The organism is Streptomyces sp. DSM 118878 (assembly GCF_052936595.1).
In genome coordinates, this window is the sequence record NZ_CP193622.1 from 3764787 (window position 1) to 3786320 (window position 21534).

The 21534-nt window shown below is 71.7% G+C and carries 24 protein-coding genes; 7 read left to right on the forward strand and 17 right to left on the reverse strand.

The window, feature by feature from the left end; all coding sequences use genetic code 11:
• The first annotated feature begins 179 nt into the window (after window positions 1–179).
• A complete protein-coding gene (locus ACRAKF_RS16480; RefSeq protein WP_447037935.1) occupies window positions 180–1433 on the forward strand; it encodes a nucleotide sugar dehydrogenase in 1254 nt (417 codons plus the stop codon).
• 111 nt (window positions 1434–1544) lie between these two features.
• On the opposite strand, the gene ACRAKF_RS16485 is transcribed toward ACRAKF_RS16480, so the two are convergent.
• From ACRAKF_RS16485 to ACRAKF_RS16500, 4 genes are all read right to left on the reverse strand, one after another.
• Window positions 1545–2669, reverse strand: coding sequence for a GuaB3 family IMP dehydrogenase-related protein (locus ACRAKF_RS16485; RefSeq protein ID WP_447037936.1), 1125 nt, complete (start codon window positions 2667–2669; stop codon window positions 1545–1547).
• Window positions 2670–2780: 111 nt separating this feature from the next.
• Entirely contained in the window at window positions 2781–4286 is a 1506-nt protein-coding gene (guaB, locus tag ACRAKF_RS16490) for an IMP dehydrogenase (protein ID WP_447037937.1), read from the reverse strand.
• A 127-nt stretch (window positions 4287–4413) separates the two neighbouring features.
• A complete protein-coding gene (locus ACRAKF_RS16495; RefSeq protein ID WP_447037938.1) occupies window positions 4414–4989 on the reverse strand; it encodes a sigma-70 family RNA polymerase sigma factor in 576 nt (191 codons plus the stop codon).
• 267 nt (window positions 4990–5256) lie between these two features.
• Window positions 5257–5868, reverse strand: a complete 612-nt coding sequence (locus ACRAKF_RS16500; protein WP_003948568.1) for a response regulator transcription factor — start codon at window positions 5866–5868, stop codon at window positions 5257–5259.
• Between the two features lie 390 nt (window positions 5869–6258).
• On the opposite strand from ACRAKF_RS16500, the gene ACRAKF_RS16505 reads away from it, so the two are divergent.
• The gene (locus ACRAKF_RS16505; protein ID WP_447037939.1) at window positions 6259–6591 is read left to right on the forward strand and encodes a WhiB family transcriptional regulator; all 333 of its coding nucleotides are present in this window, start codon (window positions 6259–6261) and stop codon (window positions 6589–6591) included.
• Between the two features lie 91 nt (window positions 6592–6682).
• Here ACRAKF_RS16505 and ACRAKF_RS16510 read toward each other — a convergent pair whose 3' ends face one another.
• Complete coding sequence (locus tag ACRAKF_RS16510; protein WP_447037940.1) at window positions 6683–7612, reverse strand: LysR family transcriptional regulator; 930 nt, start codon at window positions 7610–7612, stop codon at window positions 6683–6685.
• Between the two features lie 81 nt (window positions 7613–7693).
• Between ACRAKF_RS16510 and ACRAKF_RS16515 the strand changes: the two genes are divergently transcribed.
• Entirely contained in the window at window positions 7694–8371 is a 678-nt protein-coding gene (locus tag ACRAKF_RS16515) for an MOSC domain-containing protein (protein WP_447037941.1), read from the forward strand.
• Between the two features lie 59 nt (window positions 8372–8430).
• Window positions 8431–9204, forward strand: a complete 774-nt coding sequence (locus ACRAKF_RS16520; protein WP_447037942.1) for an SDR family NAD(P)-dependent oxidoreductase — start codon at window positions 8431–8433, stop codon at window positions 9202–9204.
• Window positions 9205–9447: 243 nt separating this feature from the next.
• Here ACRAKF_RS16520 and groL read toward each other — a convergent pair whose 3' ends face one another.
• The 4 genes from groL to ACRAKF_RS16540 all read right to left on the reverse strand — a co-directional run bounded on the left by groL (window position 9448) and on the right by ACRAKF_RS16540 (window position 12906).
• The gene (gene groL / locus ACRAKF_RS16525) at window positions 9448–11076 is read right to left on the reverse strand and encodes a chaperonin GroEL (RefSeq protein ID WP_447037943.1); all 1629 of its coding nucleotides are present in this window, start codon (window positions 11074–11076) and stop codon (window positions 9448–9450) included.
• 116 nt (window positions 11077–11192) lie between these two features.
• Entirely contained in the window at window positions 11193–11501 is a 309-nt protein-coding gene (gene groES / locus ACRAKF_RS16530) for a co-chaperone GroES (RefSeq protein ID WP_016434667.1), read from the reverse strand.
• A 188-nt stretch (window positions 11502–11689) separates the two neighbouring features.
• The gene (locus tag ACRAKF_RS16535) at window positions 11690–11983 is read right to left on the reverse strand and encodes a hypothetical protein (protein ID WP_447037944.1); all 294 of its coding nucleotides are present in this window, start codon (window positions 11981–11983) and stop codon (window positions 11690–11692) included.
• Entirely contained in the window at window positions 11980–12906 is a 927-nt protein-coding gene (locus tag ACRAKF_RS16540; protein ID WP_447037945.1) for a polysaccharide deacetylase family protein, read from the reverse strand. The genes ACRAKF_RS16535 and ACRAKF_RS16540 overlap by 4 nt, the downstream gene beginning before the upstream one ends.
• An 83-nt stretch (window positions 12907–12989) precedes the next feature.
• Here ACRAKF_RS16540 and ACRAKF_RS16545 point away from each other — a divergent pair, with 83 nt between their 5' ends.
• On the forward strand, window positions 12990–14234 hold the full coding sequence (locus ACRAKF_RS16545; RefSeq protein ID WP_447037946.1) for a THUMP-like domain-containing protein: 1245 nt from the start codon (window positions 12990–12992) through the stop codon (window positions 14232–14234).
• A gap of 19 nt (window positions 14235–14253) precedes the next feature.
• Here the strand turns inward: ACRAKF_RS16545 and ACRAKF_RS16550 are convergent, their stop codons facing one another.
• From ACRAKF_RS16550 to ACRAKF_RS16560, 3 genes are all read right to left on the reverse strand, one after another.
• Window positions 14254–14898 carry a dihydrofolate reductase family protein gene (locus tag ACRAKF_RS16550; RefSeq protein ID WP_447037947.1) on the reverse strand — a complete coding sequence of 215 codons (645 nt, stop codon included), beginning with the start codon at window positions 14896–14898 and terminating at the stop codon, window positions 14254–14256.
• A 75-nt stretch (window positions 14899–14973) separates the two neighbouring features.
• Entirely contained in the window at window positions 14974–16224 is a 1251-nt protein-coding gene (locus ACRAKF_RS16555) for an RNA polymerase sigma factor (protein ID WP_447042021.1), read from the reverse strand.
• 98 nt (window positions 16225–16322) lie between these two features.
• On the reverse strand, window positions 16323–16679 hold the full coding sequence (locus tag ACRAKF_RS16560; RefSeq protein ID WP_447037948.1) for a YciI family protein: 357 nt from the start codon (window positions 16677–16679) through the stop codon (window positions 16323–16325).
• A 157-nt stretch (window positions 16680–16836) separates the two neighbouring features.
• On the opposite strand from ACRAKF_RS16560, the gene ACRAKF_RS16565 reads away from it, so the two are divergent.
• Window positions 16837–17442: a class I SAM-dependent methyltransferase gene (locus ACRAKF_RS16565; RefSeq protein WP_447037949.1), complete on the forward strand. Its 606-nt coding sequence runs from the start codon at window positions 16837–16839 to the stop codon at window positions 17440–17442.
• Window positions 17443–17471: 29 nt separating this feature from the next.
• Here the strand turns inward: ACRAKF_RS16565 and ACRAKF_RS16570 are convergent, their stop codons facing one another.
• Genes ACRAKF_RS16570 through tsaB form a run of 4 tightly spaced genes read right to left on the reverse strand, consistent with a single transcriptional unit; the run spans window position 17472 to window position 19996 of the window.
• Complete coding sequence (locus ACRAKF_RS16570; RefSeq protein ID WP_447037951.1) at window positions 17472–17729, reverse strand: hypothetical protein; 258 nt, start codon at window positions 17727–17729, stop codon at window positions 17472–17474.
• A complete protein-coding gene (gene tsaD, locus ACRAKF_RS16575; RefSeq protein ID WP_447037953.1) occupies window positions 17726–18832 on the reverse strand; it encodes a tRNA (adenosine(37)-N6)-threonylcarbamoyltransferase complex transferase subunit TsaD in 1107 nt (368 codons plus the stop codon). Before tsaD ends, ACRAKF_RS16570 begins: the two co-directional genes overlap by 4 nt.
• Window positions 18825–19307 carry a ribosomal protein S18-alanine N-acetyltransferase gene (gene rimI / locus ACRAKF_RS16580; RefSeq protein WP_447042022.1) on the reverse strand — a complete coding sequence of 161 codons (483 nt, stop codon included), beginning with the start codon at window positions 19305–19307 and terminating at the stop codon, window positions 18825–18827. Before rimI ends, tsaD begins: the two co-directional genes overlap by 8 nt.
• Before the next feature lie 32 nt (window positions 19308–19339).
• A complete protein-coding gene (tsaB, locus tag ACRAKF_RS16585) occupies window positions 19340–19996 on the reverse strand; it encodes a tRNA (adenosine(37)-N6)-threonylcarbamoyltransferase complex dimerization subunit type 1 TsaB (protein ID WP_447037954.1) in 657 nt (218 codons plus the stop codon).
• Window positions 19997–20108: 112 nt separating this feature from the next.
• Here tsaB and ACRAKF_RS16590 point away from each other — a divergent pair, with 112 nt between their 5' ends.
• Window positions 20109–20660, forward strand: a complete 552-nt coding sequence (locus ACRAKF_RS16590) for a hypothetical protein (RefSeq protein ID WP_447037955.1) — start codon at window positions 20109–20111, stop codon at window positions 20658–20660.
• 325 nt (window positions 20661–20985) lie between these two features.
• Here ACRAKF_RS16590 and tsaE read toward each other — a convergent pair whose 3' ends face one another.
• Complete coding sequence (gene tsaE, locus ACRAKF_RS16595; protein ID WP_447037956.1) at window positions 20986–21498, reverse strand: tRNA (adenosine(37)-N6)-threonylcarbamoyltransferase complex ATPase subunit type 1 TsaE; 513 nt, start codon at window positions 21496–21498, stop codon at window positions 20986–20988.
• Window positions 21499–21534 lie beyond the last annotated feature (36 nt).

The window sequence follows — 21534 nt, forward strand, 5'->3', positions numbered from 1 at the left end:
ATTTCCGTCGCGCCCGCTGATCTCGAACCGCAGCCTGTGGACAACACTCCGGAGCCCGGCACGGCGCAATACCGCAAAACGGTCATATTTACTCCTAGTCTGACATTGCACTCGCCCCTCTTGTCCACAGGGCTTGCGCGCTCGTACCGCTCCGGCTATTGGGAGGACGGCCCACCGCCATGCCCGCAGATCTCGCCGTCATCGGTCTCGGCCACCTAGGCCTGCCCCTGGCCCAGACCGCCGTCGCACACGGCATCGCGACCATCGGCTACGACCCCGCCCGCGCCACGGACCTGGCGGGCGGCCGACTGCCAGGCGACGGCGCCGAGGGGATCCTCACCGCCGCGGACGTCCGCCGGATGCTCGCCAGGGGCTTCCGGCCGACCACCGACTCCGCCCAGCTCGGCCGCGTGCGCACCGCCGTCGTCTGCGCGCCCACTCCGCCCGCCGCCGACCGCTCGCTCGATCTCAGCCAAGTGGCCGAGGCCGCCCGAGCGCTGGCCGCGCGCCTGCGCCCGCACACCACGGTGATCCTTGAGTCCCCCGCGTACCCGGGGACCACCGAGGAATTCGTCCGTCCGATCCTCGAATCCGGCTCGGGGCTCAAGGCCGGACGCGACTTCCACCTGGCGTACTCCCCCGGCCGCCTCGACCCCGGCAACCGCGACCACGGCTACGCCGGCACCCCCAAGGTCATCGGCGGCATCACCCCGGCCTGCACCGAATCGGCGGCCGCCTTCTACGGCCGCCTCACCGACAAGGTCGTACGCGCGCGTGGCCCCCGCGAGGCCGAGACCGTGCACCTCCTGGAGACCAACTACCGGCACGTGAACATGGCCCTGGTCAACGAGATGGCGGTGCTCTGCCACGACATGGGCATCGACCTGTGGGACGTCATCCGCTGCGCCGAGACCAAGCCCTTCGGGTTCCAGGCCTTCCGCCCCGGCCCCGGCGTCGGCGGCCACGGCGTCCCCATGGACATCCCGGGGCCCGCCCGCGGCGCCCGCCCCCTGCGCATGGTCGAGCTGGCCCAGCAGGTCAACGACCGCATGCCCCAGTACGTCATCCAGCGCTCGGCGACCCTGCTCAACGAGCACGGCAAGTCCGCCCGCGGCGCGCGCGTGCTCCTGCTCGGCGTCACCTACAAGCCCGACCTCGCCGACCAGCAGGGCGCCCCCGCCCAGGAGGTGGCGACGCGCCTCATGGAGCTGGGCGCGGCCGTCAGCTACCACGACCCCTACGTGCCGACCTGGAACGTCCTCGGGCACCCCGTTCCGCGCGCGGACGCCCTCTACGAGGCGGCTGCCGACGCCGACCTCACGATCCTCCTCCAGCACCACCGCACGTACGACCTCCAGGGGCTCGCCGTGAAGGCCCAGCTCCTGCTGGACACGCGGGGCGCGACCCCGGCGGGCGCGGCACACCGGCTGTGACGACGCACCGGCCGTGACGACGAGAAGGGCCCCGGTACGTGCGTACCGGGGCCCTTCCGTGTGTCTGCGTCATCGTCAGCGCTTGCCTCAGCGCTTGCCTCAGCGCTTGCCTCAGCGCTTGTGCTGCGCGTCCGCGACCGTCACCTCGACGCGCTGGAACTCCTTGAGCTCGCTGTAGCCCGTCGTCGCCATGGCGCGGCGCAGCGCCCCGAAGAAGTTCATCGAACCGTCCGGGATGTGCGAGGGACCGGTGAGGATCTCCTCGGTCGTGCCGACCGTGCCGAGGTCCACCTTCTTGCCGCGCGGCACGTCCTCGTGGACGGCCTCCATGCCCCAGTGGTGGCCCTTGCCGGGCGCGTCCGTGGCGCGGGCCAGCGGGGAGCCCACCATCACGGAGTCGGCGCCGCACGCGATGGCCTTGGGCAGGTCGCCGGACCAGCCCACGCCGCCGTCGGCGATGACGTGCACGTACCGGCCGCCGGACTCGTCCATGTAGTCACGGCGGGCGGCCGCGACGTCGGCGACGGCGGTGGCCATCGGGACCTGGATGCCGAGGACGTTGCGCGTGGTGTGCGCGGCGCCGCCGCCGAAGCCGACCAGGACGCCCGCGGCACCGGTGCGCATCAGGTGCAGGGCGGCCGTGTAGGTGGCGCAGCCGCCGACGATGACCGGTACGTCGAGTTCGTAGATGAACTGCTTCAGGTTCAGCGGCTCGGCGGCTCCGGAGACGTGCTCGGCGGAGACGGTGGTGCCGCGGATGACGAAGATGTCGACCCCGGCGTCCACGACGGCCTTGGAGAACTCGGCGGTGCGCTGCGGGGAGAGCGCGGCGGCGGTGACCACACCGGAGTCGCGCACCTCCTTGATGCGCTGCCCGATCAGGTCGGCCTTGATCGGGGCCGCGTAGATCTCCTGGAGGCGCCGCGTGGCGGTCTCCGAGTCAAGCCCGGCGATCTCGTCGAGCAGCGGCTGCGGGTCCTCGTACCGCGTCCAGAGGCCTTCGAGGTTCAGGACGCCGAGGCCGCCCAGCTCGCCGATGCGGATGGCGGTCTGCGGGGAGACCACCGAGTCCATGGGAGCGGCCAGGAAGGGCAGCTCGAAGCGGTAGGCATCGATCTGCCACGCGATCGAGACCTCCTTCGGGTCGCGGGTGCGCCGGCTCGGTACGACGGCGATGTCGTCGAAGGCGTACGCGCGGCGGCCGCGCTTGCCGCGCCCGATCTCGATCTCAGTCACGTTGTGTGGCCTTTCCCTCTTGGTCTGCCTGTCCAGTATCCCCGACACACACCGCAGGGGCGGCCCCGGTGACCCGGGACCGCCCCTGCACGCGCGCGTGGGGTCCGTCGGCTACTTCGTACGGCTGTAGTTCGGCGCCTCGACCGTCATCTGGATGTCGTGCGGGTGGCTCTCCTTGAGGCCCGCGGACGTGATGCGGACGAAGCGGCCCTTGCTCTCCATCTGGTCGATGCTCGCCGCGCCGACGTAGCCCATCGTCTGGCGCAGTCCGCCGACGAGCTGATGCAGCACGTTGGCCAGCGGGCCGCGGTAGGGCACCTGGCCCTCGATGCCCTCGGGCACGAGCTTGTCGTCGGAGGCGACCTCGGCCTGGAAGTAGCGGTCCTTGGAGTAGGACCTGCCCTGGCCACGGGACTGCATGGCACCGAGCGAACCCATGCCGCGGTACGACTTGAACTGCTTGCCGTTGATGAACATCAGCTCACCCGGGGACTCCTCACAGCCCGCGAGGAGCGAGCCGAGCATCACGGTGTCGGCGCCGGCGGCGAGCGCCTTGCCGATGTCACCGGAGTACTGGAGGCCGCCGTCGCCGATGACCGGGACGCCGGCCGCGCGGGCCGCGACCGCGGCCTCGTAGATCGCGGTGACCTGCGGAACGCCGATGCCGGCGACCACGCGGGTGGTGCAGATCGAGCCCGGTCCGACACCCACCTTGACGCCGTCGACACCGGCGTCGATCAGGGCCTGGGCGCCGTCGCGGGTGGCGACGTTGCCGCCGATCACGTCGACGCCCACGCTCGACTTGATCTTCGACATCCAGCTGAGGGCGTTGCTGTTGTGACCGTGGGAGGTGTCGACGATCAGGAAGTCGACCCCGGCCCCGGCCAGCGCCTGGGCGCGTTCGAGCGCCTCGGGGCTGGCGCCGACGGCGGCACCGACGAGCAGCCGGCCCTCGGCGTCCTTGGCCGCGTTAGGGTACTGCTCGGCCTTCTTGAAGTCCTTGACGGTGATGAGGCCCTTGAGCCGACCCGCGTCGTCGACCAGCGGCAGCTTCTCGATCTTGTGGCGGCGCAGCAGCTCCATGGCGTCCACGCCGGAGATGCCGACCTTGCCCGTGACCAGCGGCATGGGCGTCATGACCTCGCGGACCTGACGGCTGCGGTCGTTCTCGAAGGCCATGTCGCGGTTGGTGACGATGCCGAGCAGCTTGCCCGCCGGGTCGGTCACCGGGACACCGCTGATGCGGAACTTCGCACAGAGGGCGTCGGCCTCGGCGAGCGTCGCGTCGGGGTGCACCGTGATCGGGTCGGTGACCATCCCGGACTCGGACCGCTTCACGAGGTCGACCTGGTTGACCTGGTCCTCGATGGAGAGGTTGCGGTGCAGCACGCCGACACCGCCCTGGCGGGCCATGGCGATCGCCATGCGGGCCTCGGTGACCTTGTCCATCGCCGCGGAGAGCAGCGGGATGTTCACCCGGACGTTCCTGGAGATGCGGGACGAGGTGTCGACCGCGTTGGGAAGCACTTCCGACGCGCCCGGCAGCAGCAGCACGTCGTCGTAGGTCAGCCCGAGTGTCGCGAATTTCTCGGGCACTCCGTCGACGTTTGCAGTCATGACACCTTCCCCAAATGGCCTTGATCGGTGCGGATGTCCATGCTAACGGCCGTGGAGGGTGTCTCATTCCACGAGCAAGATCATCCGTTGGCTTTGTGCGTTCGTACGGCCGGGAAGGTGCGGGAGGTCACTGCTCGGCGAGCGCCCGCAGGCGGCTCAGCGCGCGGTGCTGGGCCACCCGCACCGCCCCCGGCGACATCCCCAGCATCTGCCCGGTCTCCTCGGCGGTGAGCCCGACGGCGATCCTGAGCAGCAGCAGCTCGCGCTGGTTGTCCGGGAGGTTGGCGAGGAGCTTCTTGGCCCACTCCGCGTCACTGCTGAGCAGCGCGCGCTCCTCCGGGCCGAGCGAGTCGTCGGGCCGCTCGGGCATCTCGTCCGAGGGCACCGCGGTGGACCCGGGGTGGCGCATCGCCGCGCGCTGGAGGTCGGCCACCTTGTGCGCCGCGATGGCGAAGACGAACGCCTCGAAGGGGCGCCCGGTGTCCTTGTAGCGCGGCAGGGCGAGCAGGACCGCGACGCAGACTTCCTGCGCCAGGTCCTCCACGAAGTGCCGCGCGTCACCCGGCAGCCGGGACAGCCGGGTGCGGCAGTAGCGCAGCGCGAGGGGGTGGACGTGGGCGAGGAGGTCGTGCGTCGCCTGCTCGTCCCCCTCGACGGCGTGCAGGACGAGGGCACGGATCACCGTCGTCTTGTCATCGCGCATCGGTCCATGGTGCCTTGACGGCGTTTGGTCCGCGGCACCGCGTCCGTAGTTGTGCACTGAAGCGTTATGAGCAGGTGCGCCGGAACTCATCTCCTGCGCCCTCCCATCCCGCTCGATCGACTCGTCCCCGAGGAACTCCACCCCTCAAGGATGCGGCATCCGCCGCGAAGCGGCGTCAACCGCGCCCGCGGCGCCCGGCAGCGGCCCCGCCCCGCCCCGCTCACCGCAGGGCGGACGGGCAGTGCCGTGCCCCCGCGGCGGCACATGTCAGCGAACCAGACCCCAGCGGAATCCGAGCGCCACCGCGTGCGCCCGGTCGGAGGCGCCGAGCTTCTTGAAGAGCCGCCTGGCGTGCGTCTTCACGGTGTCCTCGGAGAGGAAGAGCTCACGCCCGATCTCCGCGTTCGACCGGCCGTGGCTCATGCCCTCAAGGACCTGGATCTCCCGCGCGGTGAGCGTGGGCGCGGCGCCCATCTCGGCCGAACGCAGTCTGCGCGGGGCGAGCCGCCACGTCGGATCGGCGAGCGCCTGCGTGACGGTCGCCCGCAGCTCCGCGCGGGAGGCGTCCTTGTGCAGATAGCCGCGGGCACCGGCGGCGACGGCGAGTGCGACCCCGTCCAGGTCCTCGGCCACGGTGAGCATGATGATGCGCGCACCGGGGTCGGCGGACAGCAGCCGCCGGACGGTCTCGACGCCGCCCAGGCCGGGCATGCGTACGTCCATCAGAATCAGGTCCGAGCGGTCGGCGCCCCAGCGGCGGAGGACTTCCTCGCCGTTGGCCGCTGTCGTCACACGCTCGACGCCGGGCACGGTCGCGACCGCGCGGCGGAGCGCCTCTCGGGCAAGCGGGGAGTCGTCGCACACGAGGACGGATGTCATGACTGTCCTCCGCGGCTCTCACAGCTGCTGCGCGTCACCTTGAGCCTCCAGGCTGGTACTTATTCGTCACCTGTGCGGTTGACGCTCTCGGACACCTGCCCGAGCGCTTCTTCTTTCAACCGCCTCGCACTCTCAACGACGGTCACCCGAAAGAGTTACGGGGCAGTCAGCCATCTTCGGCACTCTACGTGAGGACGCGGATACGGCGGAGTGGGCACGGCAGACCCTCAAGCTTTCATCACAAGCGCTGCCCCATTTAGCGCCTTTTCTTCCCTTTTTGCGGTGTCTGAGGCTAGATTCCTAATGAGTCATATTTTCATCTCCTTAGATCGTAGATGTACGGTTGTTGGGCACTGTATCCGCGTCAGCACGGCTTCAAGGGGACCAGTAATGGCAGATTTCTCCCGCCTTCCCGGACCGAACGCAGATCTGTGGGACTGGCAGCTCCTCGCGGCCTGCCGCGGGGTCGACAGCTCGCTCTTCTTCCACCCGGAGGGTGAGCGGGGGGCGGCGCGCAGCGCCCGTGAGAACTCCGCCAAGGAGGTCTGCATGCGGTGCCCGGTGCGCGCGGAATGCGCCGCTCACGCCCTGGCGGTCCGCGAGCCGTACGGCGTGTGGGGCGGCCTTACGGAGGACGAGCGCGAGGAGCTCATGGGGCGCGCCAGGAACCGGCTCGTCACGGCGTCACCCACGACGTCGGCGGCCGCGCCGTCGCACCACTGAAGGAACGTTTTTTCAGATAGCACGGGCCAGTTGCAGCAGACAGCACAGGGCAGTTCAGGCGGAGCCGGGCAGTACAGAGGAGCCGGGCAGTTCAGCGGGCAGCGGCCCGCGCGAGGTGGTCGAGGGTGGCGGCGACGGCCGGGACCTGCGCCAGGTCCGGCAGCGTGAGCGCCACGATCTCCCGCCGCACCGGCGGCTCCACCGTCACCGTACGGACCCCTCTCGGGCGTACGGACTCGATCGCGAGCTCGGGCAGGACCGCCACCCCGAGGCCGGCGCCGACCAGGCCGATCACCGCCGGATAGTCGTCGGTGGCGAAGTCGATCCGGGGCACGAAGCCCGCACCCTCACAGACGTCCACGAGCTGCCTGCGGCAGCGCGGGCACCCCGCGATCCACGGCTCGTCGGCGAACTCACCGATGGTGACCGCCTCCGCATCGGCGAGCGGATGCCGCTCGGGCACGAGGCCGACGAGCCGGTCCGCGAGCAGCGGCCGTACGACGAGGTCGTCCCAGTCCTCCCCGGTGGGCGCGGCGGCCCCCTTGTCCTCGGGCGCCGGCCGCCGGCCCTCGTAACGGAAGGCGAGAGCCACGTCGCAGTCGCCCTCGCGCAGCATCTCCACCGAGCGCGGCGGCTCGGCCTCCACGAGTGAGACGCGGGTGCCGGGGTGCTCCGCGCGCAGCGCCGCGAGGGCGCCGGGGACCAGCGTCGAGCTGCCGCTGGGGAACGAGACGAGCCGGACACGCCCCGCGCGCAGGCCCGCGATGGCGGCGACCTCCTCCTCCGCGGCGGTGAGCCCGGCGAGGATGCCCGCGGCGTGCCGGACCAGGGCCTCGCCCGCCTGCGTCAGGCGCATCTCGCGGCCGGTGCGGATCAGCAGCGGCGTGCCGGTCGAGGATTCGAGGGCCTTCATCTGCTGGCTCACGGCGGGCTGGGTGCAGCCGAGCTCGCGGGCGGCGGCCGAGAAGGAGCCGGTGGTGGCCACGGCGCGCAGGACACGGAGATGACGGGCCTCGATCATTCTTCGAGCATAAGCGACGCTTGGGCAGCCAGCGAAATATTGCGTCGCCGCTTTGAGGTGGATCGCCTAATCTGGCTTGCCATGAAGCTCCTCTCCGTGAACATCGGGCGCCGTGTCGCCGCCTCGTACACCGACGCGCCCTCCGGCCTGACCGGCATCGACAAGCGTCCCGTGCACGAGCCGGTGCACATCGTGGCCCCGGGCCCCAAGGGCGTCGGCGGCAGCGGTCTCGCGGGCGACGAGATCGGCGACCTGCGGCACCACGGCGGGAACGACCAGGCGGTGTACGCCTACGCGCGCGAGGACCTCGACGCCTGGGAGCGCGAGCTCGGGCGCTCGCTGGCCAACGGCGTCTTCGGCGAGAACCTCACGACGGCCGGCGTCGACGTGAACGGCGCGCGGATAGGCGAGCGCTGGCGGATCGGCGGCGGACCGCTGCTCGAAGTGACGAGCGGGCGCATCCCCTGCCGGACGTTCCAGGGGCGTCTGGGCGAGAAGGGCTGGGTGAGGCGGTTCACCCGGCAGGGCGTCACGGGCGCCTATCTGCGGGTGCTCGAACCGGGTGTGGTCCGGGCCGGGGACGCGGTCGAGGTGGTGCACAGGCCGGAGCACGGGATCACCGCCGCGCTCCAGTTCCGTGCCGTCACCACGGAGAAGGAACTGCTGCCGCGACTGCTCGAAGCGGGCGAGGCGCTGCACCCCGGCGCGGCGGAGAAGGCGCGCGCCTACGTGGCGCGGTACGGGCCCCAGGCCTCCTGATCTCCGCGGTGACCGGGCCGCGCGACGCGCCCGGCACCGGATCTCACTAGCCTTGGACCATGACTACGGCTCTGATCACGGGATCGACCGCCGGCATCGGCGCCGCCTTCGCGCGCCGCCTCGCCGGTGACGGGCACAACCTCGTCCTGGTGGCGCGCGACACCGAACGGCTGCGGGACCAGGCGACCGAGCTGCACGACCGGCACGGTATCGAGGCGGAGGTGCTGACCGCCGACCTCGCGACGGATGAGGGCATCGAGGCCGTGGCGCGGCGGCTCGCCCGCCGCAGGGACCCGGTGGACCTGCTGGTCAACAACGCCGGGTTCGGCAACAAGGGCCGCTATCTGGAGGTGCCCGTCGCCGACGAGCTGACCATGCTCAAGGTGCACTGCGAGGCGGTGCTCCGGCTGACGTCCGCGGCGGCGGAGTCGATGCGCGAGCGCGGCAGGGGCGGGGTGGTGAACGTCGCGTCGGTGGCGGCGTTCCTGCCGCGCGGGACGTACGGGGCCTCGAAGGCGTGGGTGGTGCAGTTCACCCAGGGCGCGGCGAAGGACCTCGCGGGGTCGGGGGTACGGATGATGGCGCTCTGCCCCGGCTTCGTCCGCACGGAGTTCCACGAGCGGGCCGGGATGGGCACGGACAGCATCCCCAAGTGGATGTGGCTCGATCCCGACAAGGTCGTCGGTGCCGCCTTGGCCGACCTCGCCCGTGGCCGGACGCTGTCGATTCCCGATCCTCGGTACAAGGCCCTCATGGGTGTGGCGAAGCTGGCGCCTCGCCCTCTGCTGGGCGGGATCACGTCTCGCACGGGGCGTAAGTACGGGCCCCAGTAGAGCTGCCCCTTCGGGGTCGTCGCGTCTGCCGGGTTCTCGCCGTTGCCGACCGCGGCTCGTGGTCCGTCCTCGCGCAGTTCCCCGCGCCCCTGACGGGGCGCAGCCCCGTTTCAGGGGCGCGGGGAACTGCGCGATCAGCCACGAACAACCCGCGCCCGGCGGCGAACCGGAAAAGGGCTGAGGCCCGGCTCCCCCGTAAGGGGAAGCCGGGCCTCGGTCACCGTTCAAGCCGAGCGCAGCGGCTCAGTGGGAGTGGCCGTGGCCGTGGCCGTGACCGGCGTCGGCCTCTTCCTCGGCCGGCTTCTCGACGACCAGGGTCTCGGTCGTGAGCAGCAGGGAGGCGATGGACGCGGCGTTCTCCAGCGCGGAGCGCGTGACCTTGACCGGGTCGATGACGCCGGCCTTGACCAGGTCGCCGTACTCGCCGGTCGCGGCGTTGAAGCCGAAGCCCTTCTCGAGCTCGGCGACCTTGGAGGTGATGACGTAACCCTCCAGGCCGGCGTTCTCGGCGATCCAGCGCAGCGGCTCGACGGCGGCGCGGCGGACGACGGCGACACCGGTGGCCTCGTCGCCCTCCTTGCCGAGGTTGCCCTCGAGCACCTTGACGGCGTGCACCAGAGCGGAGCCACCACCGGAGACGATGCCCTCCTCGACCGCGGCGCGGGTCGCGGAGATGGCGTCCTCCAGACGGTGCTTCTTCTCCTTCAGCTCCACCTCGGTGGCGGCGCCGACCTTGATGACGCACACGCCGCCGGCCAGCTTCGCGAGGCGCTCCTGGAGCTTCTCGCGGTCCCAGTCGGAGTCCGTGGACTCGATCTCGGCCTTGATCTGGTTGACGCGGCCCTCGACGTCGCCCTTGTTGCCGCCGCCGTCGACGATCGTGGTGTCGTCCTTGGTGACGGTGACGCGGCGGGCGGTGCCGAGCACGTCGAGACCGACCTGGTCGATCTTGAGGCCGACCTCTTCGGCGATGACGGTGGCACCGGTGAGGGTGGCCATGTCGCCGAGCATCGCCTTGCGGCGGTCGCCGAAGCCGGGGGCCTTCACCGCGACGGCGTTGAACGTGCCGCGGATCTTGTTCACGACCAGGGTCGACAGGGCCTCGCCCTCGACGTCCTCGGCGATGATGAGGAGCGGCTTCGAGGAGTTGGCCTGGATGACCTTCTCGAGCAGCGGCAGGAGGTCCTGGATGGAGGAGATCTTGCCCTGGTGGATCAGGATGTACGGGTCGTCGAGAACGGCCTCCATACGCTCCTGGTCGGACACCATGTACGGGGACAGGTAGCCCTTGTCGAAGGCCATGCCCTCGGTGAAGTCGAGCTCCAGACCGAAGGTGTTGGACTCCTCGACGGTGATGACACCGTCCTTGCCGACCTTGTCCATCGCCTCGGCGATGAGCTCGCCGACCTGCGGGTCCTGGGCCGACAGACCGGCGACGGCCGCGATGTCGGCCTTGTCGTCGATCGGACGGGCGGTGGCGAGGAGCTCCTCGGAGACGGCCGCGACGGCGGCGTCGATGCCCTTCTTCAGGGCGGCCGGGGAGGCGCCGGCGGCGACGTTGCGCAGGCCTTCCTTGACCAGGGCCTGGGCGAGCACGGTGGCGGTGGTGGTGCCGTCACCCGCGATGTCGTTGGTCTTGGTCGCCACCTCCTTCACCAGCTGGGCGCCGAGGTTCTCGTACGGGTCGTCGACCTCGACCTCACGGGCGATGGTGACGCCGTCGTTGGTGATGGTCGGGGCGCCGAACTTCTTGTCGATGACGACGTTGCGGCCACGGGGGCCGATCGTCACCTTGACCGTGTCGGCAAGCTTGTTGACGCCGCGCTCAAGGGCGCGACGGGCGTCCTCGTCGAACTTCAGGATCTTCGCCATGGGAGCGGTTCAGCCCTCTCGAAAACTCAGGTGAACGAACTGCGCCCCTCGCCGCCCGGCAATCAGCGGGGTGACCAGGGGCGCAGCTCAAAGCAGTAGGTTGCTTCGGGGTGAAATTACTTCTCGACGATCGCGAGCACGTCGCGAGCCGAGAGGACGAGGTACTCCTCGCCGTTGTACTTCACCTCGGTGCCGCCGTACTTGCTGTACAGCACGATGTCGCCGGTCTTCACGTCAAGCGGCAGGCGCTCGCCGTTCTCGAACCGGCCCGGGCCCACGGCCAGGACGACGCCCTCCTGGGGCTTCTCCTTCGCGGTGTCCGGAATGACCAGGCCAGAGGCGGTGGTCTGCTCGGCATCGAGCGGCTGGACCACAATGCGGTCCTCAAGCGGCTTGATGGCAACCTTGGAGCTGGCGGTCGTCACGATCCGGTCTCCCCCTTCGGAGATCTCACGGGGTCAAATCTTAGGTGTGGCAACCAGGTGGATCCGTCGTCGCGGGTGCCGGACCTGCCCGTCGCTGTTGGCACTCTCCAACGGGGAGTGCCAGAAGCGAGACTAGGACGGCGATTAGCACTCGGTCAAGCGGAGTGCCAATTGGCGGCGCCTGGCTTTCACGGATTCGGGGTTCTCCGCGGCTTCGCCGCGCCCTGCGTGGCCTTGCCCGGACAACGGTCTTCCTTGGCCCGCGGTCCCTTCGGCGCCCCCGGCGCCCCCGGCTTCTGCGGCGCCCCCGGCTTCCGCGGCTCCTCCGTGAGTCGCGAGGGAACCTTCGCCGCCGCCTTCCTGCCCAGCCTCTCGATCGGGTCCACCGATTCCGCGCAGCCCGTGAGGAGTGCGGGCGCGAGCAGCGCGCCCAGGGCGGCTCCGGCCAGGAGGCGGCGGTGCGCTCGCGCCCCGGGGGTCACAGGTAGTCCTCCAGTCTGGCCACCGCGTAACCCTTGTCGGTGACCGTCCTCATGACCTCGCGGACCATGTCCGGCATGGTGCCCTGCCAGTCCTCACGGCCACGGAAATGGGTGAGGATGATGTCGCCGGGGTGCAGGTCCCGGTCCCACTCGCGCCACTCCATGTGGTCGGCGAAGGCCTCGGAGGCCCAGAGCGGCACGGCCTTGATGCCGCAGGACTTGGCGGCGCGGAGGGTGTCCCGGTTGTAGTTGCCGTAGGGCGGGCGGAAGAGTTCGGGGCGCTTGCCGTACCGCTTCCCGATGACGTCCTGCATCCCGCAGATCTCGCGGCGCTGCTCCTGGTAGGTGAGGCCGGGCAGGTAGGGGTGGTGGAGGGTGTGGTTGTTCAGGGTGACCCCCCGGTCCTGCATCTTCTTGAAGTACCCGTAGTCCTTCTTGACCAGGTAGTCGCTGAGGAAGGCGGTGTAAGGGATCTTCAGGTCGCTCATCATCCGCAGCAGCGCCGGGTCCTTCTCGTCGCCGTCGTCGATGGTCAGGAAGACGACCTTCTGCTTGGTCGGGACCGTGGTGAAGACCGGCGGCAGCCGGGACTGCCCCGCCACCTCGAAGCCCTTGCGGGTCGTGATGCGCGGCTTGGTCGCGGGCGGCTCGGGCGCCTGAAGCGGGGGGTCGGCCAGGCCCCAGCGCTTGGCGGCGGCAGCGCGTGCGGCCTGGGCGGCGTCCAGCCGGTGGGCGTAGAGGTCGAGGGCGTCGGCGGGCGGGGCCGCGAGCGCCCGGCGGCCGTGGGCGCCCTGCGCGCCGTCCCTGCCGTCCCCGGAGGCGCACCCCGAGGCGATCGCCGCGACGGTGAGTACGGCCACCGCGGCACGCGTCTGGTTCTTCCGCCTTACGGCGGAATCTTCCTTTTGTCGTACTAGTTGCATGGCGCCGGATCCTCGCAGCTCAACGCCCTGCCGAGGGTCTGACACCGCCGCCGGGACCGGCACCATCCACCGACTGGCCCACAATGGGGCAGGTGAACGACCCGAACACGCCGAGCGCCCACGACGCCGACCCCGGCGGGACCCTCGCCGCCTTCGCCGCCCTTCTCACCGAGGAGGGCCGGGCCCTGCTCGACGAGGTGCGGGACGTCGAGCCCGCCCAGGAGCTCGCCGCGGCCACCCGGCTGCGCCGCGAGCACCCCGCGTCCCTCGTCTCGGCGGCGCTGGCCCAGGCCCGCCTGCGGCAGCGCGCTGCGGCGAAGTTCGCCGCCGGGGACGCGGCGCGGATGTTCTTCACGCCGAACGGCTTCGAGCAGTCCACCCGCGCCTCCGTCGCGACGTACCGCGCCGAGCGCTTCGCGGCGCTCGGCGTGCGCTCCCTCGCCGACCTGTGCTGCGGCATCGGCGGGGACGCGATCGCCCTCGCGCGGGCCGGGATCTCCGTGCTCGCCGTCGACAGGGATCCGCTGACCTGCGCCGTCGCGCGCGCCAACGCCGACGCCCTCGGCCTCGCCGAGCTGATCGAGGTCCGCGAGGCCGACGTCACCGAGGTCGACACCGCCGCGTACGACGCGGTGTTCGTGGACCCGGCACGCCGGGGCGGACGCGGCCGGATCTTCGACCCCGAGGCGTACTCCCCGCCCCTGTCCTGGGCCGTCGAGGCGGCGCGCGAGGCCCCGCGCGCCGCCCTGAAGATCGCCCCCGGCATCCCGCACGAGGCGGTCCCCGCCGAGGCCACGGCGGAGTGGATCTCCGACCGCGGCGACGTGAAGGAGGCCGTGCTGTGGTTCGGCGACGACGTGACGCCGGGGGCCCGGCGGGCGACGCTGCTGCCCACCGGGGCCACGATCGGCGCCGCGCCCGCCACCATGCTCCCCGACCCCGCCGTACGGCCCGTGGGGCGCTACCTCTACGAACCCGACGGCGCCGTCATCCGCGCCCACCTGGTCGCCGACGTGGCCGAGCGGGTCGCGGGCGGGCTCATCGACGAGACCATCGCGTACGTCACCTCCGACGAGCTCCACGCCACCGCGTACGCCACCGCGTACGAGATCACCGACCGGATGCCCTTCAACGTGAAGAAGCTCAAGGCGCTGCTGCGGGAGCGCGGGGTCGGCGTCCTCACCGTGAAGAAGCGCGGCTCGGCGGTGGAGCCCGAGGAGCTGCGGCGCAAGGTGAAGCCGCAGGGGAAGAACTCCGCGACCGTCTTCCTCACCCGGGTGGCGGGCGCCCCGACCATGCTGATCGGGCACCCTGCGCCACCCTGCTGACCCCTCGCGGGGGCGGGCGTCACTTCCGCCAGAACAGGTGGTGCGTCACACCGCTCGGGCTCGGCACGACGTCCAGGTGGTAGCGGTCGAGCAGCTCGTCGGGGGACTCCCACAGCCGCGTTCCGGAGCCGATCCGCACCGGCGACACCGCCACGTGCAGGGTGTCGACGAGGCCGGCGTCGAGGAACTGCCGGATGATGGAGGCCCCGCCGCCGAGCCGGACGTCCTTGCCGCGCGCCGCCTCCCTGGCCCGGGCGAGGACCGTGGCCGGGTCCCCGCCGACGAAGTGGAACGTGGTGTCGGAGAGCGTGAACGAGGGCCGCTCGTGGTGGGTCATGACGAACACGGGGGTGTGGAACGGGGGCTCCTCGCCCCACCAGCCGCGCCAGTCGTGGTTCTCCCAGGGCCCGCGCTGGGGTCCGAACTTGTTGCGGCCCATGATCTCGGCGCCGATGTTCCGGGCGAAGTCACGCGTGAAGTAGTCGTCGAGGCCCCGGCTGCCGCCGGGTTCGGTGCGGTTGGGCCAGCTCGCCGTGGCACCGCACCAGGCCATCATGGAGCTGGGGTCGGCGTCGCCGAACGGCTTCTCCAGGCTCTGGTGCTCACCGGCACCGAATCCGTCCGTCGAGACGGTGAAGTTCTGGACCCGCAGTAGCTGCTGCACGCGGCTTCTCCTGTGTTGTCGGTGTCTGTGGTCGGTGTCTGTCGTCGGTGATGCGGTGGTTGTCCGTCGTCGTGCTCAGCAGCCGGCCGCCCGCCCGAGGAGCAGTTCCCGTTCGCGGGCGTTGCGCGTGAGCGAGGCCGCGCGCTCGAACTCCGCACGGGCGTCCGCCGTCCGTCCGAGCCGTACGAGGAGGTCACCGCGCACGCTGGGCAGCAGGTGGTAGTCCCGCAGGGCCGGTTCGCCGGCGAGCGCGTCGACCAGGGTGAGGCCCGCCACGGGCCCCTCCGCCATCGAGACCGCGACGGCCCGGTTCAGCTCGACGACCGGGGACGGGGCACGGGCGGCGAGCAGGCCGTAGAGGGCGGCGATCTGCCTCCAGTCGGTTTCCTCGTAGGTGGGTGCGTTGGCGTGGCAGGCGGCGATGGCGGCCTGGAGCGCGTACGGCCCGAGGGCCCGCCCCGAGGCCGCGGACTGCGCGCGGGCCAGGGCGGCGAAGCCGCGCCGGACCAGCATCTGGTTCCAGCGGGCCCGGCTCTGGTCCTTGAGCAGCACGGGCTCGCCGGACGGTCCGGTGCGCGCCGCCGCGCGGGAGGCCTGGAGTTCGAGCAGTGCGGCCAAGCCGTGCACCTCCGGTTCCTTGGGCATGAGCCCGGCGAGGACCCTGGCGAGGCGCAGCGCGTCCTCGCAGAGCCCGGGGCGCAGCCAGTCGTCGCCCGCCGTGGCCGCGTACCCCTCGTTGAAGATCAGGTAGATGACTTCGAGGACCGAGCCGACGCGGGCCTCCCGGTCCGTGCCGTACGGGACCTCGAAGGCGACGGCCCTGGCGGCCAGCGTCCGCTTGGCCCGCACGATCCGCTGCGCCACGGTCGACTCCGGGGCGAGCACCGCGCGGGCGATCTCCCCGGTGGTCAGACCGCCGAGCAGACGCAGGGTGAGCGCCACGCGGGCCTCGGCGGAGAGCACCGGGTGGCAGGCGGTGAAGACCAGCCGGAGCAGGTCGTCGTCGATGTCGTCGGGGTCGGTGGGCTCGTCGGTGTGGGGCGGCGCCGACTCCAGGTCACGGCCCATCTCCGCCAGCTTGTCGGCATAGCGCTCGCGGCGGCGCACGAGGTCGATCGCGCGGCGCTTGGCGGTGGTCATGAGCCAGGCGCCCGGGTTGTCCGGGACGCCCTGCTCGGGCCACTGTTCGAGGGCGGCCACCAGGGCGTCCTGCGCCAGTTCCTCGGCGATGCCGACGTCTCGTACGATCCGCGCGACTCCCGCGATGACACGCGGTGACTCGATGCGGAAGACGGTCTCGATGGCGTGGCGGGCGGTCGGGTCCATGGGGCGGCGGGGATACTCCGGCGGTTGGCTCACGGCCGTCCATCAGAGCACCCCGGCGCAACCGCCGCAAAGCCCCGGCGGGGCTATGACACAGGCTCTCAGCCCTCTTCGAGCTCCCGTACCTCCGCGGTGATCGTCCAGTACTCCTCGTGCGTCTTGAGGAATCGCTTCGTCCACTCGATCGCCTCGGCCTTGTCCTTGGCCTGGATGATGGAGTAGCCGCCGATGACCTCCTTGGTCTCGGTGAACGGGCCGTCGGTGACGGTCAGTTCACCTCCGGACCAGGTCACGAGGGCGCTCTCGGTGATCGGCTTGAGGCCCCCGGTGTCGAGCATGACCCCGGCCTTGGTGATCTCTTCGAGCAGCGCGCCCATGCGCTCCTGGAGCTCGGGGCTCGGGCCGCCCTCGGGCGCGGTCTTCTCGTCGACGCGGAGCATCGTCATGAAGCGCGGCATGGTGGTCTCCCCACAGGTGGCGGCGGGGCCTCTCCCCGCCTCTCACCATGGCGTCGAACGGGGAACGCCGGGATCGACACCGCCGCCGAACTTTCTCGGAATTCTTTTTTCCGCGGGGCCGCGCGGGCCCGCGCGGGGCCGTGTCAGGCTCGCCCGCATGCCCTTCGACCACAACGACCACTACCACCGGCTGCTCCTGCGGAACCTGGCGAAGCCGCGGGACCTGCCCCCGCACGGCCGCGCCGCCCTCGACATCGGCTGCGGCACCGGCCGCTTCGCCCGCCTCCTCGCGGCGCGCGGCTACGAGGTCGACGCGCTCGACCCCTCCGCCGAGGTCATCGCCGAGGCCCGGGCGACCGGCGGCGGCCCCCGCTTCCGGCGGGCCGATGTGACCGAGGAGGAGCTGCCCGAGGGCCGCTACGCCGTCATCACCTGCCTGGCGAGCCTGCACCACATGCCGTTCTCCACGGTCACGCGCCTGCGCGCCGCCCTCGCGCCCGGCGGCACCCTGCTGGTCCTCGGCTGCTACGCGGGAATGACGTGGTGGGACCTGGCCGCGTCGCCCGCCAACGCGGTGGCCCGGGTGACGGTGTACGCGGGTGAGCGCCTGCGCGGCGCACACGCGCCGCCGCTCCAGGCTCCCGTGCGGCAGCCGGACATGACGCTCCCCCAGATCCGCGCGGAGGCCGCACGCCTCCTGCCCGGCAGCAGCGTGCGGCAGCTGCTGTTCTGGCGGTACCTGCTGACGTACCGGAGGCACTGAGCGTCAGATCCGGGGCACGGCACAGGCGCTCAGCCGGCGTCGGCCGACTCGAACCGCCAGCGGTGCACCGCGCGCGTCACGAGGTCCGGCGCGGGCTCCGGCAGCTCCGGCAGGTCGGCGTCGTAGGCCGCGTCCCACCAGGTGATGACGAGGACGCGGTCCCCCGGCGCCCTGAAGTGCTCACGGCGGACCGGCTCACCGGGCAGCTCCCGCGCCCTGGCCCACGCGAGCAGTTCCTCGCCCCGCCCCTCGGCGGCACGGGCCTCCCACATCAGCGCGACGGTCACGGGTACAGGTTCTCCTTGCTGACCTCGTGCACGTGGTCGTGGTCGTGGGTGTGCCCCGGGACGTGCGGTTCCGTCACCGGCAGCGACGAGTCCGCCGACAGGTCCCAGGAGGACGCCGAGCGGTTGCGCGCCACCATCTCCGCGCCGAGGGCGGCGACCATCGCGCCGTTGTCCGTGCACAGCTTGGGGCGCGGCACGCGCAGCCGGATGCCCGCCTTCTCGCACCGCTCCTGGGCCATCGCCCGCAGCCGCGTGTTGGCGGCCACGCCGCCGCCGATCATGAGGTGGTCGACGCCCTCGTCCTTGCAGGCGCGTACGGCCTTGCGGGTCAGCACGTCGACGACCGCCTCCTGGAAGGACGCCGACACGTCCCGCACCGGCACCTCCTCGCCCGCGGCCCGCTTCGCCTCGATCCAGCGGGCGACGGACGTCTTGAGCCCCGAGAAGGAGAAGTCGTACGGGGCGTCGCGCGGCCCGGTGAGGCCGCGCGGGAAGGCGATCGCCGCCGGGTCGCCCTCGCGCGCGTACCGGTCGATGACGGGGCCGCCGGGGAAGCCGAGGTTCAGCACGCGGGCGATCTTGTCGAACGCCTCGCCCGCCGCGTCGTCGATGGTCGACCCGAGCGGCCGCACGTCCGAGGTGATGTCGGCGGAGAGCAGCAGCGACGAGTGGCCGCCGGAGACCAGGAGCGCCATGGTCGGCTCGGGCAGCGGCCCGTGCTCCAGCTGGTCCACGCAGATGTGCGAGGCGAGGTGGTTCACTCCGTAGAGCGGTTTGTCGAGGGCGTACGCGTACGCCTTGGCGGCCGAGACGCCGACGAGGAGCGCGCCCGCGAGCCCGGGGCCCGCGGTGACCGCGATGCCGTCGAGGTCCCTGGCGCTGACCCCGGCGTCCTTCAGGGCGCGCTCGATGGTCGGCACCATGGCCTCCAGGTGCGCGCGGGAGGCGACCTCGGGCACGACGCCGCCGAAGCGGGCGTGCTCGTCGACGCTGGAGGCGACGGCGTCGGCGAGCAGGGTGGTGCCGCGGACGATGCCGACGCCGGTCTCGTCGCAGGAGGTCTCGATGCCGAGGACGAGGGGTTCGTCGCGCGAGTCAGCCATGAATCTCGGTTCCTTGTACGCCTGTTGCGGTAGTGGAGGGGTCGGTGCGGCGCATCACCAGGGCGTCCACGTTGCCGGGCTGGTAGTAGCCGCGCCGGAAGCCGATGGGCTCGAAGCCGAAGCGTTCGTACAGCTTCTGGGCCCGTGTGTTGTCGACCCGCACCTCCAGCATCACCTCGGCGCACTCGAACGCGGTGGCGGCCTGGAGCAGGTCGGTGAGGAGGCGGGCGCCGAGGCCCGTGCCCCAGTGGTCGCGGGCGACGGCGATCGTCTGGACGTCGGCCAGGTCTCCGGAGGCGGCGAGCCCCGCGTACCCGACGAGGCGGTCGCCGTCCATGGCGACCACGTAGCGGCGGGTGGCCTGCGGTCCGCGCGCGTGGGCGAGCTCGGACCAGAACATCCCGCGCGACCAGGCGTCGTCCGGGAAGAGCTCCTTCTCCAGGGCGAACACCGGGTCGATGTCCCACCAGCGCATCTCGCGCAGCACGGCTTGGGCGGTCACCTGGGTCACTTGGGGGTGACCACCTTGTAGTTCTTCGGCACCTGCGCGTCCGGGCGGCGCAGGTACAGCGGCCGGGGCTCCAGGAGCTCCTCGCCCGCCGCGAGCCGCTCGGCGGCCAGGGCCGCGAGCGAGGCGGCCGAGACGTGCTCGGGGCCGCGGGCGTCGGGGAAGGTGTCGGGGTAGAGCAGGGCGCCCGCGCCGACCGCGGGCAGGCCCTCGACCTCGGCGGCGATGTCGGCGGGCCGGTCGACGGCGGGTTCACCCGTACGCGTGCGTGCGTCGTCGTAACGCGCCCAGTAGACCTCTTTGCGCCGGGCGTCGGTGGCGACCACGAAGGGGCCGCTGTCGATGCCCGAGGCGTACGCGAGGCCGTCCAGGGTGCACACGCCGTGCACCGGGACGCCGAGCGCGAGGCCGAAGGTGTCGGCGGTCATCAGGCCGACCCGGAGGCCGGTGTAGGGGCCGGGGCCCACGCCGACGACGATGCCGGTCACGGCGTCGAGGCGGAGCCCCGCCTCGGCGAGCACGCGGTCGACGGCCGGAAGCAGCAGTTCCCCGTGGCGGCGGGCGTCGACCTGGCTCGACTCCGAGACGGCTCGGGAGCCGTCGTGGAGGGCGACGGTGACGGCGGGCGTTGCGGTATCCAGAGCGAGCAAGAGCACGCGAACAGCCTACGGCTCCGGCGCACGTCGCACGGCCGCCCCGGGATGCGGGGCCCCTGCTGCTACCGTCAACACGTAGCCGTACGCAGTACGAAAAGGTGGGTGGCGCAAGGTGTCAAGGAGCAGCTCGGGAATCGTGGCCGGGCTCACCGCCGCCGCGCTCGCCGCCGTCGGGTTCCTCGCCTACCAGGCCTCGGCCAGTGCGCCGGACAGCCTGGCCAAGCCCTCGTCCAAGTCCCCCGCCGCCTCCGCATCGGGCTCCCCCAAGGAGAAGACCGGCCCGGTGGCGGTGCCGCGGCAGTCCGGTGACGGCGAGCGGGTCGTGTACTCCCTGGGCGCCGACCGCGTCTGGCTGGTCGAGGACTCCGGCAAGGCGCGCACCACGTACAAGGTGACGCCCGGCTCGGTCGACCCGGCGCCGGGCACCTACACCGTCGGCTCACGCCAGGGCGCCGTCACCGGTACGGACGGCGTGGCGATCGAGCACGTCGTGCGGTTCACGAACGCCGAAGGGGTCACGATCGGCTTCAGCGCGGCGGTCGACGGGGCCACGCCGAAGGCGGACCCGTCGAAGAAGACCGGCGGCATCCGTCAGTCGCGCGAGCACGGCGACGCGATGTGGGAGTTCGCCGGCATCAGCGACAAGGTCGTCGTCGTTCCGTAGCGGCGGCCGGGTCCCTGGGCGGCGTGGACACCGCGCTCGCCGCCGCGCAGGAGGCCAGCAGGTCACTCATCGACAGCGCCCCCGCGTGCCCGGCGCCGGACGGCCCCGGCAGTCCCCGCGGCCGCGGCCGTGGCTGCGGCTCCGGTTGCGGATCTGCGTCACGTTCTGAAGCCGACATGGATGCCTCCTGGGGGCTTCGGGCAGACGTGGTTAGGTAGACCTAACCAGTTCCACCACCCATGTGACCACGCCCGGACCGCGCAGCGCAACAATTTCCCGACGCCTTGTCGGAAACTCCGGCCGGGGAACCACGTGGGGCCCGGGACTACGCGGACAGCGCGGCCAGATCCGCCTCGGTCCAGCGGGCACCGAGACCCGTGAGGGTCACCTCGCGGACCTCGTCCGCCGTGTCGCCCACCGCCCGGTCGATGACGACGTGCAGGCGGTCGTCCGACAGCTCCTCGACCTTGCCGTCGCCCCACTCCACGACGATCACCGAGTCGGGGAGCGACACGTCGAGGTCCAGGTCCTCCATCTCGTCGAGCCCGCCGCCCAGGCGGTACGCGTCGACGTGCACCAGCGCGGGCCCCGCGCCGAGCGGCGGGTGGACGCGGGCGATGACGAAGGTCGGCGACGTGACGGCGCCGCGCACGCCGAGGCCCTCGCCGAGGCCGCGGGTCAGGGTCGTCTTGCCGGCGCCGAGCTCACCGGTGAGCATGACGAGGTCGCCGGGGCGCAGGATTTTGGCCAGGCGGCGACCCAACTCGCCCATCTGTTCGGGGGAGTTGACGGTGATCGCGGCGACGTTGGCGGGGGCCTGGTGGTGCGGTGCTTCCATGGCGTCCACGTTAGCCGCTGCGCCACCCCGGGCCCC